Raw genomic sequence first — 16,470 nt, forward strand, 5'->3', positions numbered from 1 at the left:
AGGAGGATGTTCTTTTTGTAATTGGTAAAACAGTTATGATATGGAAGAGATAGTTGTTATGAAGCGTTTTATAAAAGATAACAAGAAATTTTGGAGTTATATATTATATGCAGCGAAAGCAAATCTCAAAAAAGATGTTGCAGATTCGTATTTGAATTGGGTATGGTGGGTTTTAGAACCATTTTGCTTCATGCTGATTTATGCCTTTGTATTTGGCGTGATTTTTGAGGCGCGTGAAGATTATTTCCCAATTTTTATTTTTGTTGGTTTGACCGCATGGAACTTTTTTAATGGTTCCGTCAAAGCCTCTGTTCGAATTGTGAAAAAGCATAAAGGAACCGTATCAAAGATATATTTACCTAAGTTTGTCTTGAATCAGGTGGAAATGCTTGTCCGTGCATTCAAGATGCTTTTTTCCATTGCAATTATTGTGATCATGATGTTTGTTTCTCGGTTAGAGCCAAGTTGTTATCTGATTAATGTGATACCGCTTATGCTGTTATTGTTTATTTTGACCTTTGGAGTTATGTGTATTTGTACGCATATTGGAGTGTTTATTTCGGATTTGAAAAATGTGATCAACATTTTACTGAGGGTCGTGTTTTATATGACTGGTATTTTTTATTCTATTGACAATCGTATCGGAAAGACACATGCGTGGTTGGCAACTTTGCTGGGAAAGTGGAACCCGCTGGCATATATTGTACAGGGCTTAAGAAGTTCTATTATCTATAAGGAACCGATATCGTATACGTATCTTTTGATTTGGTATGCAATTTCAATCGGATTGTCTATAGTGGGAGTAGTTTTGATTTACCGAAATGAGAATACTTATGTGAAGGTGATTTAATGAGTGAGAAAGAGATAGCAATCAGTGTAAATGATTTACACGTTAGATATAAAAGCATGAAGGCGCGGTCGTTTAGAGGATCGATTGGCCGAAAAAAGCAAAAGGTAGAAGTCGTTGATGCATTGAAGGGAGTAAGCTTCGATGTGGAAAAAGGACAGATTCTTGGAATCGTAGGAAAAAATGGAAGTGGAAAGTCAACACTTCTTCGGACATTGGCAGGAATCTTTTCGCCGGATGGTGGTAGTGTGGATGTTCATAATAATACAGTATCCTTACTTGCTATTGGCGTTGGATTTCAAAAGGAATTGCCGGGGCGAGACAATATTATTCTGACAGGATTGTTGTTAGGCTTTACTATGGATGAAATCATGGAAAAGATGCCTAAAATCATCAAGTTCTCCGGATTAAAGAAGTTTATTGATAAGCCGGTTAGAACTTATTCATCCGGTATGTTTTCGAAATTATCTTTTTCGATATCAGCAATTTTAGAGCCGGATATTTTATTGGTAGATGAAGTGCTTAGCGTTGGAGATGCTCGTTTTAAGAAAAAGAGTTTTAAGAAGATGCAAGAGCTTATAAGCGATGAGAATCGAACGGTTGTCATTGTATCGCACAATATGAATACGATACAAAAGCTTTGTGATACTGTTTTGTGGATCAATGAAGGGGAATTTAAGGAAATTGGCCCAACGAAAGAAGTGTTAGACCATTACATTGAATTTATGGAACAGGAAGAAGAAGAAGCGTAACTTGTTTTGCAATTGACATGGATGGGATTATCGCAGATGGATGAGGAATTTTTTGGGAAAGGAAAAATCGTGAAGAGTTTTTTGAAAATTCTGATTATCATATGCTTAGTGGTTTTGTTCCCAAGCACTATGAAAGCTATGGCAGGTGAGTCTGCCACAGTGCAATCGGAGCAAGCAACGATTACGGTTTCGGCGGGATCTTCGACGGCAACCGGAGCGGCAATCACATACACCGGTGTACAGCTGATTGAAGTGGAAGGGTTAAGTGAGAACCGTGAAGATATGGAAGAAAATAGAACCATAATGCAAAACTATCTTGATGAAGTGAAAGAAAATCAAGAAGATGGTACCTTATATAGATTGGTTGTGCCAAAGGGAACGTATTATTTAAGTGGATATATAAAGATCTATTCCAATACATGGTTGGATCTGACGGCCGGGGTGACATTTAAGAAAGGGAAAGCCAGTGCCGGATTAGTTCGATGCGGACTTGGAAATGAGGCTTCCCCGACGGGATATAGTTCAGTAGAAAATATTTTGATTGACGGTGGCTGTTTTGACGGAAATATTGCCGAGTTTGATGAGAATTATCTGATTAACAATGGCATAAGCGACAGCTTACTTTATTTCTCGCTTTTTAGAATTTCACATGCACAAAATATTATCCTTCGTAATGTTGAATTAAATGGCGATACAAATGGTCATCATTTGGAAATATGTAGCAGCAAAGGAATAAGTGTATATGGTTGCTCATTCAAAAATTATACAGGATCAAAAGTAAAAGAGGCAATTCAGATTGAAGTGGCAAATAGTGATGATAATGCCAGCTCTTGTGAGGCATTTGATGATACAATTTGTCAGAATATATTGATCTACAAAAATACTTTTTCAAACCTGGCAAAAGGAATTGGCAATCATTTTGTTGTTTATGGTATTTACAATAAAGGAATTGAAATAAAAGATAATACATTTTCAGATATTGCAAATGCGGCAGTAAATCCAATCGGTTCTATCAATGTTGCAATCGAGAATAATACCATGAAAAATGTGGGAAGAGGCGTAAGCTATACTGCCCTAGCAAGTTCGATAAAAACAGCGAACGACCCGTCGAAGGCAAAAATCGTATCATCGGTAAATCTCGTAATTCGGAATAATACGATTACGGTGTCAAACAGCAAATCTGTTTCTTATAATTATAATTATGCCATATATATAAGTGGTAGCGACTATCAAGGAAAGACGTATGCACTAAGTGCTGTCACAATTATGGGAAATACCATCCATTCTTACGATGCCGGAATATATTTGAAATCGGTGTCGAATTCTAGTGTTACTAATAATAAAATTACGGAAAGCAAAAAGAATTCGGCTAATAATTCGATTGCGAATGGAATTGTGATAAAGTCTGCGAGCTCAAATACAGTTTCAGGCAATACCATTGGTTCATCATCCGGCTACAAGATTGAAGGATGCGGAATATATATTCAGGATTGTAAGAGCCATACGGTGTCAAATAATAAAATATATAAGACGAAGACCCACGGCATATATATAGCAGGTGATTCAAATGTAAATCTGTTAAAGGATTATGTAAGCGGAGCAAGTGGGCAAGGTTTGAAAGTGATGGATGGTGCTACGGTATCGGTAACGGGCGGTAGCTATACAAACTGCAAGAAAAACGGAGTGTATCTATCTAAGTCAACACTTAGCATGAAACAAGTGAAGGTTTGTAATAATTCCTCGAATGGAATTTGCGTTGAAGAAAAGTCCGTATTAAATATCCAAAATTCAAAGATTAATGCAAATGGAAATCATGGTGTAGGTGTGTATCATGATTCCCAAGTGAAATTCAGCAAAAATACAATCAGCAAAAATAAGGAAAATGGAATCAGCGTTGTAGGTGCAACTGTAAATATCTATAATAATAAGCTTGAAAACAACAAAGCGAATGGAATATCAATCTCAGAAGCAACAAGCAAGTCTGTCATAGGCGGAAAATCAAAAGGTAACCAGGTGAATAATAACAGTGGTTATGGAATCATTATTTTACAAAAGAGCAATGTGGTAGTTGCGAATAATACCTGTAAAAATAATGAATCCGGAGTTTATATTGGTACAGAGTCAAAAGCATTGCTGAAAAAAAATAAGGTAACAAAAAACAACACCGGAATAACGCTGGTAAGCACAGGACAGGTTACGATTAAGGGAAATACAATCACAAAGAATAAAAGTACCGGATTAAGCCTGTATAGTGTGTCAAAAGCTGTGAAAATGACAAATAATACGCTTTGCAACAAAGGAACGTATGAAATATATAAGAGTTCATCTTCTGGTAAAAACACCAATACGACAATCAAGAAGATGAAGTTAAAAGGAATAAAAGCAAAGTCAAAGACCATAAAAGGCAAAACGCTGAAAAATACAAAGCTTGTCTTATATAGGGGCAATAAGAAAATTGCATCTGTAAAAACAGACAAAGATGGGAAGTTTACGGTAAAACTTAAGAAAAAATTAAAAAAAGGAGAAATCATAAAAGTTAAATTAAAAGATACGAGTGGGAATAGCATTTTACGAACAATAGTAGTAAAATAAAGAAGTTATTCGACTTAATAAAAATCAGCACGTTTTCTAAGCGTTGATTGAAATTATTGAAGGAGAACCATAAATCATGGCTGGAAGAAGTAGAAGAAAAAAGAGAAAAATTAAGGCTATTATTGTAACAATCTTAATTATTGTTGCTGCAGCCTTGGTGTTCGGATATTATTTTGTCAATTCGTACATCCAAAGTAAGTTGGATCAGGTAGAGAGATATGAACTGTCAACAGATACAGAAGAAGAGGAAGTAGTAGAAGAAGGATATACCACAATCGCTTTGTTTGGAGTTGATAATCGAACTTCAGAGAGTCTGCAAAGTGGTAACTCTGATACTATGATTGTTTTAAGTATTGATAATGAGACAAAAGAATGTCGTTTGGCATCGGTTTATCGAGATACTTATCTTAATGTGGGTGAAGATAAATACAGAAAATGCAACTATGCCTATTCGGCAGGTGGACCGTCGAGAACCATTACAATGCTTAATGAGAATCTGGATTTAGATATTCAGGATTTCATTACAATTGATTTTACCGGCCTGGTAGATGTTGTTGATGAACTTGGAGGAATAGAAGTTGATGTGTCTGCAGAAGAAGCAGCAGAGATGCAAGAGTATATTGCGGAAACAGCGAATCTGACAGGTAAGACGGCAAATTATGTATCGGAAGGCACACAGACATTAGATGGTGTTCAGGCATGTACTTATGCCAGAATTCGACAAATTACGGGTGGTGATTTTTCCAGAACGGAGCGTCAGAGAGAGGTTATAGAAAAGATTCTTGAAAAGATGAAGGATGCCAGCTATTCACAGCTAATCAATATCTTTGATTCTATGACGGAGAATAACAGAGTTTTGGTATCGCTAAGTGATGATGAACTGAAGTATTATATTAAGAATGCTTCGAAGTTTGAAATTGAAGATACAACGGGATTCCCTTTTGACTATGCATCGAATACGATAGGTTCTCTCGGATATATCATAATTCCGGTTGACTTAGATAACAATGTAGAAACCCTACATGAATTCTTATATCCGGATGAAGATGATTATGAAGTGTCCGATACAACTGAGTCATATAGTTCGCAGATTATAAGTAATCTTGGACAGTACACGGCAACGGTGATTAACTCAGAAGATGATGAAGATGATGAAGATTCAGATAGTAGTTCAGATTCCGATTCCGATTCAACAACTGAGTAGTTGTTAGATAAAAAAGCAGCATCGATGGAGATAAAGTCGGTGCTGCTTAAAGACGTTTTCCAGGTGAGAGGAGCAACGGATTGGCGAAGAAGAGCACGCGAGGACAAAGTAGGCAGGATAAGTCAAGACAAAATGAAAAAAAAGACCGGACAAAACGTGCAATCAACCAGTGGAGTCAGATTGGAAAGACTGCACAGTATTTAGGACGTGTAAGTGTTAGAGAAGTTCTTTCGCATACATTTGAGGGGAACAGTCATGCCGTACAGTCTTATTCGGAAAATAGCTATCTGTTTATGACATCTGATGCGGAGGTTGCAAGACAGCGCGAAGAAAGATTTGCTTTTGAACCAAAGATCTCCGTTGTGGTTGCAGCTTATGAAACGCCACAGGAGAGATTGATGGCAATGATAGAATCTCTTTATGTGCAGACATATTCAAACTGGGAAGTAATCATTGTGGACGCATCTGAGACGAATGGTGTTTTTCAGATTATTCGAATGATACAAAAGAAGTATCCGAATCTACCAATTGTATATGAACATTCCAAAGAAGACCGAGGGATTGCTTCTACGTTTAACATGGGTCTTAATAGGGTAGAAAGTGATTATGTCGCTTTTGTCGATCATGATGATGTATTAGAACCGGGTGCTTTGTATGAGATTGTAAAGCTTTTAAACGAGGAGAGCGAAGCTGATTTCATTTATACAGATGAAGATATGGTATCAGAGGATTTGAATATTTATCAAAGACCATGCTTTAAACCTGATTACAATGAAGAATTATTAAATACGAATAATTATATAGGACGATTGTTTGTGGTTAAGAGAGAATTAATCGAAACGATTGGTGCATTTCGGGAAGAATTTGAAGGTGCACAGGATTATGATTTTGTACTTCGAGCGACGGAGCAGGCCAGGAAGATTTGTCATATTCCGAAGGTTTTATATCATAAACGATTAAAGAATGTATCGGCTACTTCGAATCCGGTAGGAAAAGTGAAGTCGGCAGAAGTGGCGGCAAAAGCGCTCATGCAGCATTTTGAAAGAATAGGGACGCCTTGTGAAGTGAAGATGAAGCTTGAGCAGGGATATTTTCGTCCGATTTATAAAGCAGACAAATTTAAGCAGCTGCTGGTGATTATTTCGGGAGCGTATTTTGAAGAGACAAAGCAGATAACAGAACTTCGTAAATTTGGTGTTGAAATCTGGCATATGCCAGAGGAAAACTCCGGACAGAAGTATGTTTTTGATAGAAAATATATTTTGATGATAGAAAAGGCTGCTTTTTTGCCAAGTAAGAGTGCGCTAGAAGAGATGATGGGAATTTTGCAACGTCCGGATGTTGGAGCAGTAGGAACAAAATCCGTAAATGCAAAAGGAAAAGTTGTGCAAAACGGTCTGGTTTATTTTGAAAACGGTCTCGTTTGCCCTGCATTTGCAGGACTTAAGAAGAATTATAAAGGATATCAAGGTCGTGGGGAGTTGACACAGTATGTAAGTGGTATTAACCTATATTGTGCGATGCTTAAGAAAGAAGCATTTGAGATGACCGGAGGATTCTTATGGGAGCTTCCACATAGGTATCGGGCTATGGATTTGTGCCTGCAGATGAAAAAAGCAGGATATAAGTTGGTACAAGATCCGTATGTGATTGTGGAAATGGAAGAACCGGAACAATATTCAACCATAGAAGAGAATCGTGCTCGTCTTATTTTGAAAGAAAGATGGGAAAGTGAACTGAAATCTCCGGATCCTTATTATAATATGAATTTTGAAAAGGGGAACGCACGCTATATTGTGCGTCAAAGGTAAGAAAAATTATTATGGCAAGAAGAAGAATGACCGCTAGGCAAAGACGTAAGAGAAAGGTACGTATGTTTCTTATAGAAATGGTGATATTAGCGGTTGTACTGGTAGTACTTTATCTGTTTGTTCAATTTGGAAAAATCAGTCGCAATGGCATTACGACGGATAATGATAATCTAGATCCGGCAACTCTTGAGACACTTGATGGTTACACTGATATTGCCGTATTTGGACTAGACAACCGTACGAGCGGCGAATATGAAAATGGACGTGCAGATGTTCTTATGATTTTTAGTATCAATAATGATACAAATGAAGTAAAGATGGTGTCAGTTTATCGTGATACTTATTTAAATATGACCGATGATGATGAAGATTTTAATAAAGCGAATGCGGCCTATTCTCTTGGAGGTGCGCAGCAGGCAGTCGAGATGCTCAATGAAAATCTCGATTTGAATATTCAAAATTACGTATCGGTAGATTTTGAGGCTGTAATTGATGTCATTGATCAGCTTGGCGGCGTAGAAGAAGTTGAAGTAACGAAGAACGAAGCCAAACTTATGAAAAAGCCGATTAAAGAAGTCTGTAAGCTTAAGGATGTGGATCCGGATACGGAATATGTTTCAGCCGGAACGCAGACTTTAGATGGCATTCAGGCTTTGGCCTATATGAGAATTCGAAAAGATAACGGTGGAGATTTTAAGCGAACCAAAAGACAACGAGAGATTATTTCAAAGGTAATAAAGCAGGCAAAATCATCTAATATCTTTACCTTAAATAGTATGATGAATGATTTGCTTCCGGAGATTTCTACCTCTTTAACCAATTCGGATATGGTAACATTGTTGCTACAGTTATTTTCTTATGAAGTGGCAGATTCCTCCGGATTTCCGTTTGAAAAAACAACGATGGATTTATCGGTTGGAAATTCTGTAATTGCAGCGGACTTGGAGTCAAATGTAATAGAATTACATGAATTTTTGTATGGAACAGAGGATTATACACCGTCTGAAGATGTGCAAAATTTTTCAGATACCATTATTTATCGTACAGGGATTCATGAAGGTGACGGTTACTAATAATTGTAAGAAGGAGACGGATTATGTGTGGAATAGTTGGATATATAGGAAGACAGCAGGCAGCACCAATCTTGTTGGATGGGCTTAGCAAACTAGAATACAGAGGTTATGATTCTGCCGGAATTGCTGTTTATGATGGGACGCAAGTAAATATAAAAAAGGCAGTCGGCAAGCTGAAGGTGTTAAGTGAGTTAACACATGATGGCGCGATGATGCCGGGAGAGATCGGGATTGGTCATACGCGTTGGGCAACACATGGGACACCAACTAAGGAAAATGCTCATCCGCATTATAATAAAGAACAGACAATTGCCGTTGTGCATAATGGAATTATCGAGAATTATTTAAAGCTACGTAATAAACTTGAGTCTAAGGGCTATGAATTTGTTTCGGAGACAGACACGGAGACGGTAGCACATTTGCTTGACTACTATTATGATGGCGATCCGATTGAAGCAATCACGAAAGTGATTCATCGAGTAGAAGGTTCCTATGCTTTGGGAATTGTCTTTTTAGAGCATCCGGACGTTTTGTACGCTGTACGAAAGGATTCGCCTTTAATTGTAGGACAGGGAAAGGATGGCAATTTGATTGCTTCTGATGTTCCGGCGGTATTAAAGTATACAAGAGAAGTCTGTTATATTCAGAATAATGAAATTGCCGTTCTTAAAAAGGATGCGATTGAATTTTTCGGTATTGATTCGGAACCACTTGAAAAAGAATTTTCTCATATTGACTGGGATGCAGATGCAGCTGAAAAGGGCGGCTATGAGCATTTTATGTTAAAAGAGATGAACGAAGAACCAAAGACTGTTCGAGATACTTTAAATCCAAGAATTGTTGAGAATGATGTAGTTATTGAAGAACTGGGAATGAGCGATGAGGAGATTCGCGAAATCAAACAGATTCGTATTGTGGCTTGCGGTTCTGCTTATCATACTGGAGTAACAGCAAGTTATGTGTTTGAAGAAATGGCACGAATTCCGGTAGCAGTAGAAGTGGCCAGTGAGTTTCGATATCGCAATCCGATATTAAATCCAACAGATTTAGTGATTATTGTCAGTCAATCCGGAGAGACTGCAGATTCACTTGCTGCGCTCAGATTGTGCAAGGAGCAGGGAATTCAAACGCTTGGAATTGTAAATGTTGTGGGAAGTTCTATCGCACGTGAGGCAGATCGCGTTATGTATACGTGGGCAGGACCTGAGATTTCAGTTGCAACAACAAAAGCATATAGTGCACAGCTTATTGCCTTATACCTGTTGTCTATTAAGTTCGCAGATGTGAAAGGACTCCTTGCCAAAGAGGAAAAGAAGGAGTTGATTAATGACCTGAAAAAACTTCCGGATCAAATTGAACTTCTTCTTCATAACAAGGAGAATATTCAAAAATTTGCAACGCGTTATATTGCAGCAAAAGATGTGTTTTTTATAGGACGTGGGATTGACTATGCGATTTCATTAGAAGGTTCGTTAAAGCTGAAAGAAATTTCCTATATTCATTCGGAAGCATATGCTGCCGGAGAACTTAAACATGGAACCATTTCACTTATTGAAGAGGGAACTTTGGTTGCCGCTGTGATTACCCAGCAGCATTTGTATCAAAAGACCATTTCCAATATGGTGGAAGTAAAATCGCGAGGCGCATTTGTATTGGCTGTGACCAATGAAGGAAATACGGAAGTGGAAAAGGCGGCAGACTATGTTATTTATGTGCCGGAGACGAGTCATTATTTTACGAATTCACTTGCGATTATTCCGCTTCAGTTATTTAGTTATTATGTGTCCGTTGGAAAAGGCTGCGATGTAGATAAACCAAGAAATCTGGCGAAATCGGTTACAGTTGAATAAAAAGCGAGAGAAATGTTTTTCTGTAAAAGACTGTGTAGGAGAGTTACATGGTCTTTGTTTTTTTTGGATAAAGGGAAAATGTAAGAAAACACAGATAAGACACAAACATTTTATATAGTAGAAGCATAAAATGAAAAGAAGGAGATTGCGTAAAGATGAATGAGAATGAAAAGAACAACCAAAGTGATTCAACTTATTCCTATCGTTATAACAATCAGGATAATCCGGATATGACCTGGAGAGCAGATGACTATGAAACGCAGCAAGGGACAAAGACCACGAATGAGTCGACATCCTGGAGCGCACAGTCAGGTAACGATACGGCGCAGCAAAATGGAACATTTACCAATAACTATACAACCATGAATCAGGGGAAAGAAGCGGAAAAGAAGCGGCGTTTTTCCAAATGGGCCGATCGTCCAAAGAAGAAACCATCGTTCTCCTTTAGAGGAAATGGCAGATCGGGTAATATTGGAAGTATGATTGGAAAATGCGTAATCATTGCAGTAATCTTTGGATTGGTTGCCGGAGGCTGCTTTGCAGCTGTAACAAAACTTACACATGTTGCAGATTATGTAGTCGCATCAGATGAAAATGATAACAAGAGCTCATCAGACTTGGGGAATGATTCTGAGGAGTCGTCATTAAATACAGATGGCACCGTAGCACTGACGGATCTGTCCGAAGCATCGGGAGATGTTTCTAAGATTGCGGCATCGGTGATGCCATCCATTGTAGCAATTACCAATATGGGAGAAACACAAATTGATTGGTTCGGTCAGACCTATACGCAAGAGAGCGAAAGTAGTGGTTCCGGAGTGATCATCAGTCAGGATGATGATTATCTGTATATCGCAACAAACAATCATGTGGTGGAAAGTGCAGTAACGATAACGGTAACATTTATCGATGAATCAACAGCAACAGCGGAAGTAAAAGGAACAGATTCGGCTTCTGATCTGGCCGTTGTAAGTATCGCGCTTGATTCGCTTTCTGAGGATACGCTCTCTTCAATAGCAGTTGCCCAAATCGGAGATTCGGACGAACTATCGGTAGGTGATTCGGCGGTTGCAATCGGTAATGCATTAGGTTATGGACAGTCTGTAACAACAGGTGTTATCAGTGCTTTAGATAGAGAAGTTACTATGGTTGATGAGACTACACAAGAAAGTACGACTTATGAACTTATTCAGACCGATGCCGCAATTAATCCGGGTAATAGTGGTGGAGCTTTATTAAACTCCCGAGGAGAAGTAATCGGAATTAATTCCTCGAAATATTCGGATACAGATGTAGAAGGAATGGGATTTGCAATTCCATCAGCCAAGGCAGAGCCTATATTAAATAATTTAATAACCAGAGAAATTGTAGATGAATCCGAAAGTGCATATCTTGGAATCAGTGGTGTAGATGTAACAACAGAAGCAGCAGAACAATATAATATGCCGGAAGGTGTTTACATTGCCAAGGTAACAAGCGGATCTGCCGCAGAGACAGCAGGACTTCAGGTTGGAGATATCCTGACTCAATTTGATGGCAAGTCGATTACCTCTTATGAATATCTACAGGAACAGATGCAGTATTACAAAGCCGGAGATGAGGTTGACATTGTTGTACAAAGAGCATCAGATGGTACCTATCAAGAGCAGAAAATAACGGTAACGCTGGGAAGTAAAAATTAACACAATTGGAAAACTAAGGTTGACAATCGAGTTAACAATGGCGGAAAAACTTTGAAAAATCAAGGTTTTTCCGCCATTTTCTATATTGTGACTAAAAAATAAATATGGTAATATGGTCATAGATAGACGGTTTTTGATTGTTAACCAAATAAATGTTCGGAAAGAGGAAGACATCATGAAGAAGAAAAGAATAGTAATCGCGCTCGGACGAGACGCTTTAGGCACAACATTACCGCAACAACAAAAAGCAACGCGACGTGTGGCGCAGATTATTGCGGAGCTGATAGCACAGGATTATCAGATTATTATTTCACACAGCAATGGACCACAAGTTGGTATGATACATACTGCAATGACAGAATTTTATAAAATGCATCCGGATTATACGGCAACACCGATGAGTGTATGCTCAGCGATGAGTCAGGGATATATCGGATATGATCTTCAAAATGCAATTCGAAGCGCACTGCTTGGAAAAGGAATCTATAAAACGGTATCGACAATTCTTACACAGGTTACCGTTGATCCATATGATGAGGCATTTTACGAGCCGAGTAAGATTATTGGACGCGTAATGACTTCGGAGGATGCACAGATAGAAGAAAAGAAGGGAAATCATGTCACAAAAGTGGGAAATGGATATCGACGTATTGTTGCAGCGCCAAAACCACTTGATATTATTGAAATTGATGCGATTCGTGCGCTGGCCGATGCCAATCAGGTCGTGATTGCGGCAGGAGGAGGCGGTATTCCGGTATTAAAGCAGGAGAACAATCTGAAAGGAGCAAGCGCCGTGATAGAAAAAGATCTTGCGGCAGGTAGATTGGCTGATCTTTTGGATGCAGATATCTATATGATGATGACCGGTTCTGAAAAAGTAGCTTTAAATTATGGAAAGCCGGACGAAAAGCCGATAGAAGTATTGAAGGTGGAAGATGCCATCAGATATATGGAAGAAGGTCAGTTTGAAGAAGGAACCATGCTTCCAAAGATAGAGGCTGCAGTTGATTATCTTGGTGATTCGGCAGTACGTAAGGTGATTATTACGAATACTGAAAATGCAATCAAAGCAGTAACGCAAAAAGCAGGAACAACAATAATAAAATAAATGATTCATAAAAATAAGAAAGGATTCCGTGAAAGACAATGTTGAAAGTAAAATCAATAGTAGCTTCAATTTTGTGTGCAGGGATGATATTTGCAGGGGTTGGGGAGTATGTTCCGGTGTTGGCCAGTGATAATACGGATGCGAATGAAGAGCAAGCGATTACCTATCTGGTGGTGAATACGCCGGCAGTAGAATATGGCGAAACGCAGGAGATTCTAGTCGGAATTGAGGACGATATAGAAGTTGAGCAGGCACAGTTATATTTTGAAAATACACAAACAAAACAAGAATATCAGATAGATGCACAAACGGTTTCAGACGAGTCGTTGATTTTTTCGTATGATTACGATGACGATAAGATGCAGGGGGAATATCAAATCAGTCGCGTAATACTTACGACAACGTCGGGAGATGAAATCAGCTGCGAATTGAATGAACTGGATATGGAAGCCATCTTCGGATTAGGTGTCGTGGTGGAGACAAAACCGGATGCATATGTAGAAGATGAACAGCTTGCACAAGCTATTGAAAATACCGAGATTGTAGCAACAGATGCAAACGGTAAAGTGCTTTCAGATAGTAGTCTTAGCACGGCATTGGCGGCAGCAGCGTCTGGTCTTACACTAAAGTCGATTGCCAAGGGAGCGAGTACAAATAAGATCGTAGTGCTCGATCCGGGACATGATAGTACACATTGCGGAACACATGCTAATTCTTTGCAGGAAGAGACATTAGTGCTTAAGATTGCCAATTATTGCAAGGAAGAACTTGAGACCTACCAAGGCGTAACGGTGTATATGACAAGAACAAGTGCGCAATGTCCTTATCCGGGAACAACAAGTACAGAAGATAATGCTAAGCGGGTAACATATGCTAATTCCGTAAATGCGGATATCTATGTTTCCTTACATCTTAATTCGGCAGCGTCTACTTCAACAAGTGGTGCGGAAGTGTATTATCCTAATAGTAATGGAGAAAATAGTATACAAAAAGCTGTTGGCACGCAAGGTAAGACTTTGGCACAGCTGATAGAAAATGAATTGGTGGCTGCAGGGTTAACCAATAGAGGAATCAAGATTCGAAACAGTGAATCAGGCGATTCCTTTTCGAATGGAACATTAATGGATTATTATGGGATCATTCGAAAAGCGAAGACATATGGAATACCGGCAGTAATCGTAGAGCATTGCTATCAGTCGAGTACTTCGGATGCCGGCAATTATCTAAAATCAGAAGCAGGATTGAAAAAACTCGGCGTGGCGGATGCGACCGGAATTGCTACTTACCTTGGACTATCGAAGACTTCGACCTTGTCAACGAATACCACGATTACATTATCGAAGGCAGTATCAACGACTACGGGTAAAATAAAACTTAGCTGGTCTCCGGTCAGTACAGCTACCGGCTATAAGATTTATCAAAGCTCGGATAATAAGAAATTTACCAAGGTCTTGACGGTAAAAGGTAATACAACGGATACCGCAACCGTGTCGGTAGCTTCCGGTGTGAAATATTACTATAAAGTCAGAGCTTATAAAAAGAGTGGAAGTACTACGACTTATAGTGCATACAGCTCGGTTCTGGCAGCTGTTTCGCTGGCAAAGACGACAGCAAAACTAACCGTGATAACAGGAACTACTACCGGATTAAAGATTTCCTGGACGAAGGTGACAGGATGTAAAGGCTATCTTGTATATCGTTCCACATCTTCCGATAGCGGATTTACCAAAGTTGCGACGATAAAAGATGCGTCCACGTTAACTTATACCGACACGTCAGCACAAGTAGACACAAAATACTATTATAAAGTGCGCGCTTATAAAAAGTATAGCGGAGGTACGAGCAAAGCATCTGCAAGTAATTGCGTATCCGGCACAATCAAAAGTGAAATATCCATAACGAAGACGAAAGCGACTTCAAGCAATAAAATGAAACTGACCTGGTCAAAAGTTTCAGGAGCAAAAAAGTATGAAGTGTATCGAGCAACTTCGGCAAGTGGAACGTATAAGAAATTAGCAACGATAGCAAGTAGCAAATTAACTTATACCGATCAGACGGCAACGGCAGGAAAGACTTATTATTACAAAGTAAGAGCACAACTTGCAAGTGGATATACAACTTTTTCCGCAACGAAAGCGGCAAAGACGGTGGCGAAAACAGTCATTAGCAAAATCTATGGAAGTGGAGCGACAACGCTTAAGATAAAGTGGGGAAAAGTATCCGGGGCAAGCGGCTATATTGTCTATAAAAGTACATCAAGCAGCAAAGGCTTTACCAGGATTGCGTCTGTGAGTGGAGAAACCACATGTTCCTATACCGATAAGAATCTAACGGCAGGAAAGACTTATTATTATAAAATAAAAGCCTATGTGGTAAATAATTCCTTGACGGGATATGGATCTGTAAGCAAGGCCGTAGGACTTGCAACGTATACAAGTGCGACTTCATTAACGGTAGTAAAATCCGCATCCGGAGCAGATGTATCGTTATCATGGAAGAGTCTTTCGGGAGCAGAAGGATATTATATTTACCGAAGTACCTCTAAGAGCAGTGGTTATAAAAAAGTAGGCACAGTCAGTGGTAAGACAACGGTTACCTATAAGGATACGACGACTAGCGCAGGAAAGACTTATTATTATAAGATTCGTCCATTTAAAACCGGTTATCAGGCTAAGAGCGCCGGAAAGTATTCTTCGGCAGTTGCCGTGGATGTCTTGCAAAAAGCGACCATCAGCAAGATTGAAAATACGGCAAGTGGAATGACGTTAAGCTGGAAAAGCGTAACGGGAGCAGATGGCTATATCGTATATTATTCTACGGATGGCAGCAGTTATAAGACCTTGGCAACCGTAAAGTCCAAAACTTCCTATACGGATACAAAGACATATACCGGAGATGAGCTTTATTATCGGGTGCGGGCATATGCAGCGCAAACCGGAGCAAAAGGCTATGGAAGTTACGGTAAGGTCGGCGGCTACAAAATTATGATGGACAGTTCTGCAAGCACACAAAACGTAACAGTTGCACAGATGGTTGCATTTTATAAAGCAAGTGGTAAATCCTATCCGGCATCGACCTATAAGAATAAAGGCGCAGCAACGATAGAAGAATTTTGTCAGATTGTATATGATGAGGCGACGGCAGAAGGCGTGAAGGCAGAAGTGCTCTTTTCTCAAATCTGCCTCGAGACCGCATATTTGCAATTTGGAGGAGTGATAAAGGCAAGCCAGTGCAACTTTGGCGGGCTTGGTGCTGTCGATTCCGGAGGCAGTGCAACTACGGCAACATTTTCAAGTGTTACAGAAGGTATTCGGGCACAGGTGCAACACCTAAAAGCTTATGCATGCTCGGAAAGTCTGGTAAACACTTGTGTGGACACAAGATTTAAATATGTAACACGTGGGGTTTCCCCATTTATAGAAACACTTTCCATTGCAAAAAATCCAGCAGGAAAAGGTTGGGCTTCTGACTGCGACTATGGAACGAAACTAAAGACGAATATTAACGGAATAAAATCCAAGTAACAAAAAAAGGGGCTGGAACAACAGCCC

General features: G+C 39.3%; 10 protein-coding genes. All 10 read left to right on the forward strand.

What is annotated here, in order from left to right:
- The first annotated feature begins 40 nt into the window (after positions 1-40).
- The 10 genes from BLS20_RS02235 (at position 41) to BLS20_RS02280 (ending at position 16,443) form a co-directional block, all read left to right on the forward strand.
- On the forward strand, positions 41-850 hold the full coding sequence (locus BLS20_RS02235; RefSeq protein ID WP_242870512.1) for an ABC transporter permease: 810 nt from the start codon (positions 41-43) through the stop codon (positions 848-850).
- A complete protein-coding gene (locus BLS20_RS02240; protein WP_090171748.1) occupies positions 850-1,599 on the forward strand; it encodes an ABC transporter ATP-binding protein in 750 nt (249 codons plus the stop codon). The genes BLS20_RS02235 and BLS20_RS02240 overlap by 1 nt, the downstream gene beginning before the upstream one ends.
- 21 nt (positions 1,600-1,620) lie before the next feature.
- On the forward strand, positions 1,621-4,191 hold the full coding sequence (locus BLS20_RS02245; RefSeq protein WP_090171750.1) for a right-handed parallel beta-helix repeat-containing protein: 2,571 nt from the start codon (positions 1,621-1,623) through the stop codon (positions 4,189-4,191).
- Between the two features lie 76 nt (positions 4,192-4,267).
- The gene (locus BLS20_RS02250) at positions 4,268-5,395 is read left to right on the forward strand and encodes an LCP family protein (protein ID WP_090171752.1); all 1,128 of its coding nucleotides are present in this window, start codon (positions 4,268-4,270) and stop codon (positions 5,393-5,395) included.
- Between the two features lie 80 nt (positions 5,396-5,475).
- Positions 5,476-7,206, forward strand: a complete 1,731-nt coding sequence (locus BLS20_RS02255; RefSeq protein WP_090171754.1) for a glycosyltransferase — start codon at positions 5,476-5,478, stop codon at positions 7,204-7,206.
- A gap of 11 nt (positions 7,207-7,217) precedes the next feature.
- Positions 7,218-8,279 carry an LCP family protein gene (locus BLS20_RS02260; protein WP_090171756.1) on the forward strand — a complete coding sequence of 354 codons (1,062 nt, stop codon included), beginning with the start codon at positions 7,218-7,220 and terminating at the stop codon, positions 8,277-8,279.
- Between the two features lie 23 nt (positions 8,280-8,302).
- Positions 8,303-10,129 carry a glutamine--fructose-6-phosphate transaminase (isomerizing) gene (gene glmS, locus BLS20_RS02265; RefSeq protein ID WP_090171758.1) on the forward strand — a complete coding sequence of 609 codons (1,827 nt, stop codon included), beginning with the start codon at positions 8,303-8,305 and terminating at the stop codon, positions 10,127-10,129.
- 155 nt (positions 10,130-10,284) lie between these two features.
- Entirely contained in the window at positions 10,285-11,811 is a 1,527-nt protein-coding gene (locus BLS20_RS02270; protein ID WP_090171760.1) for a S1C family serine protease, read from the forward strand.
- A 175-nt stretch (positions 11,812-11,986) separates the two neighbouring features.
- The gene (gene arcC / locus BLS20_RS02275; protein WP_090171762.1) at positions 11,987-12,919 is read left to right on the forward strand and encodes a carbamate kinase; all 933 of its coding nucleotides are present in this window, start codon (positions 11,987-11,989) and stop codon (positions 12,917-12,919) included.
- A 38-nt stretch (positions 12,920-12,957) separates the two neighbouring features.
- Entirely contained in the window at positions 12,958-16,443 is a 3,486-nt protein-coding gene (locus tag BLS20_RS02280) for an N-acetylmuramoyl-L-alanine amidase (RefSeq protein WP_090171764.1), read from the forward strand.
- Positions 16,444-16,470: the final 27 nt, after the last annotated feature.

Origin of the sequence: Eubacterium oxidoreducens (assembly GCF_900104415.1) — a bacterium.
In the GTDB taxonomy this organism is placed as follows: domain Bacteria; phylum Bacillota; class Clostridia; order Lachnospirales; family Lachnospiraceae; genus Eubacterium_C; species Eubacterium_C oxidoreducens.

What these genes read in the sequence shown, in the direction of transcription:
- BLS20_RS02280 (WP_090171764.1), top strand. Translation starts at nt 12,958, where the DNA reads ATGTTGAAAGTAAAATCAATAGTAGCTTCAATTTTGTGTGCAGGGATG.
- BLS20_RS02250 (WP_090171752.1), top strand. Translation starts at nt 4,268, where the DNA reads ATGGCTGGAAGAAGTAGAAGAAAAAAGAGAAAAATTAAGGCTATTATT.
- arcC (WP_090171762.1), top strand. Translation starts at nt 11,987, where the DNA reads ATGAAGAAGAAAAGAATAGTAATCGCGCTCGGACGAGACGCTTTAGGC.
- BLS20_RS02240 (WP_090171748.1), top strand. Translation starts at nt 850, where the DNA reads ATGAGTGAGAAAGAGATAGCAATCAGTGTAAATGATTTACACGTTAGA.
- BLS20_RS02245 (WP_090171750.1), top strand. Translation starts at nt 1,621, where the DNA reads ATGGGATTATCGCAGATGGATGAGGAATTTTTTGGGAAAGGAAAAATC.
- BLS20_RS02270 (WP_090171760.1), top strand. Translation starts at nt 10,285, where the DNA reads ATGAATGAGAATGAAAAGAACAACCAAAGTGATTCAACTTATTCCTAT.
- BLS20_RS02235 (WP_242870512.1), top strand. Translation starts at nt 41, where the DNA reads ATGGAAGAGATAGTTGTTATGAAGCGTTTTATAAAAGATAACAAGAAA.
- glmS (WP_090171758.1), top strand. Translation starts at nt 8,303, where the DNA reads ATGTGTGGAATAGTTGGATATATAGGAAGACAGCAGGCAGCACCAATC.
- BLS20_RS02260 (WP_090171756.1), top strand. Translation starts at nt 7,218, where the DNA reads ATGGCAAGAAGAAGAATGACCGCTAGGCAAAGACGTAAGAGAAAGGTA.